Consider the following 1,650-nt stretch of genomic DNA (forward strand, 5'->3'; position numbering starts at 1 on the left):
CTTCTGCGCCCTGGTCGTGCCGGAGCTGCAGCGGCGCGGCCTGTTCCGTACGGAATACGAAGGCCGCACCTTGCGCGAGCACCTCGGCCTGAAAGGGCCGGCATCAGCTGCTTAGCCGGCGTCCATCAGGCGAGCCGTCCCGGATACCCTGATCGAGCTGCCTGGCTGAGACGGAATGTCGGCATGCAGCCTTGAGCGCATGCCCATGTCCTCGCCCTGCACGATGTCGATCGCGCCGCCATGCGGCCAGCCGAGGTTGCGCAGATAGCCGGCGAAGGCGGCGGACGAAGCTCCTGTCGCGGGATCCTCGTAGACGCCGCCCGACGCGAACGGGTTGCGCGTGTGGAAGAGTCTGGGTGTCTCGGCAAAGGCGAGCAGGATCGTCACCAGCCCTTCGCGCCGCATCAGCGCCTGCCCGCGCTTCAGGTTATAGGCCATTGCAGCCAGCGCCTCGCGTGACTTCAGCGCCAGCACCAGATGATCGGCGCCGCCATGGATCAAAGCCGGCGGAATGGCCAGATCGAGATCCTCTGTCCTGTAGCCGAACAGCGCCAGCGTTTCGGTGACAAGCTCTGGCGGGGCCGATCTGCTGCGCGTCGGGGGAGACTGCAACGCCGCGACGATGTTGGCGCCGTCACGAAACCCCTCGACGGTGATTTTCGCCTGATTGAGGGTCAGCGCAAAAATCCCGTCGCCGAACTGCCGCACCAGCGCAGCACCAAGCGCAATCGTGGCATGGCCGCAGAACGGCACTTCGCTTTCCGGAGAGAAATAGCGGACCCGCCAGCCATCGCCTTCCGGCGCCGCAAAGGCTGTTCCGAAAAGCCGACCTCGGCCGCGACGCGCTGCATTTCGATGGCATTTGGTAAAGCATCGCCGATCACCACACCGGCCGGGTTGCCGCCGGTGTCGCCATCCGAAAACGCCGCAATTCTCAATACGTCCATCAGGGGTCCGCCTCGTGCCTGTGAGGCGCGCAGAAAACACTTTCCGGAACGATTTGGGAAATGAAGAAAGCGACGAGCAGCTGTGAGCGGAGGTCATATCCCAGCAGCGTCGCCGCCGGCGCCTGGCGACTGACCTCAGTCGGCCATCGCCTTCTCGGACGTGCTTGAGGCAGTCGCCTCAGTGGCATGCGAGACCAGCGCCGTCATGATCTCAGCGGCGGCAAGTGCCGCGATCACCGGCGGCCGCTTGTCCTTCACCGCATTGCCGCCGATCGGCGAGACCAGGCGGTTGAATTCCGCCTCGCTGCCATCGGTCGACTTCAGGAACCAGCTCTTGAACGTCGCCTTCTTGGTCCTGGAGCCGATCATGCCGACATAGGCGGCGTCGCCGCGCTTCAGCGCCTCGGCGACGATCAGGAAATCGAGCGCATGGTCGTGGGTGAGGATCGCAAAGGCGGCTCCGGCATGTGCCTCGCGCACGATGGCCTCAGGCATCGGCGTCAGCCTCGTCTCGACCGTTTCCGGCATCCCTTCGAGCGCTTCGGCGCGCGTCTCGACGACGACGGCATGGATGGGCAGCAGCGCCAACGCCGACGCCAGCGCCTGGCCGACATGACCGCCGCCGAAGACATAGACATATGGTAGGTGCGCCTCCTCGACCTCGGCTTTGGCGATCAGCTCTTGTTCGAGTGCCCCATCGACC

1 protein-coding gene and 1 pseudogene are annotated in these 1,650 nt (G+C 65.1%); both read right to left on the reverse strand.

From position 1 onward, the window contains the following. Nucleotides 1-111: 111 nt before the first annotated feature. Nucleotides 112-947 (reverse strand): annotated as a pseudogene (locus tag EN745_RS34520) (PhzF family phenazine biosynthesis protein). Between the two features lie 135 nt (nt 948-1,082). Further along, the coding region (xdhC, locus tag EN745_RS34525; protein ID WP_127423295.1) for a xanthine dehydrogenase accessory protein XdhC at nt 1,083-1,650 on the reverse strand (568 nt) is incomplete at its 5' end.

The sequence above is a fragment of the Mesorhizobium sp. M4A.F.Ca.ET.022.05.2.1 genome (assembly GCF_003998845.1).
Lineage (GTDB): Bacteria > Pseudomonadota > Alphaproteobacteria > Rhizobiales > Rhizobiaceae > Mesorhizobium.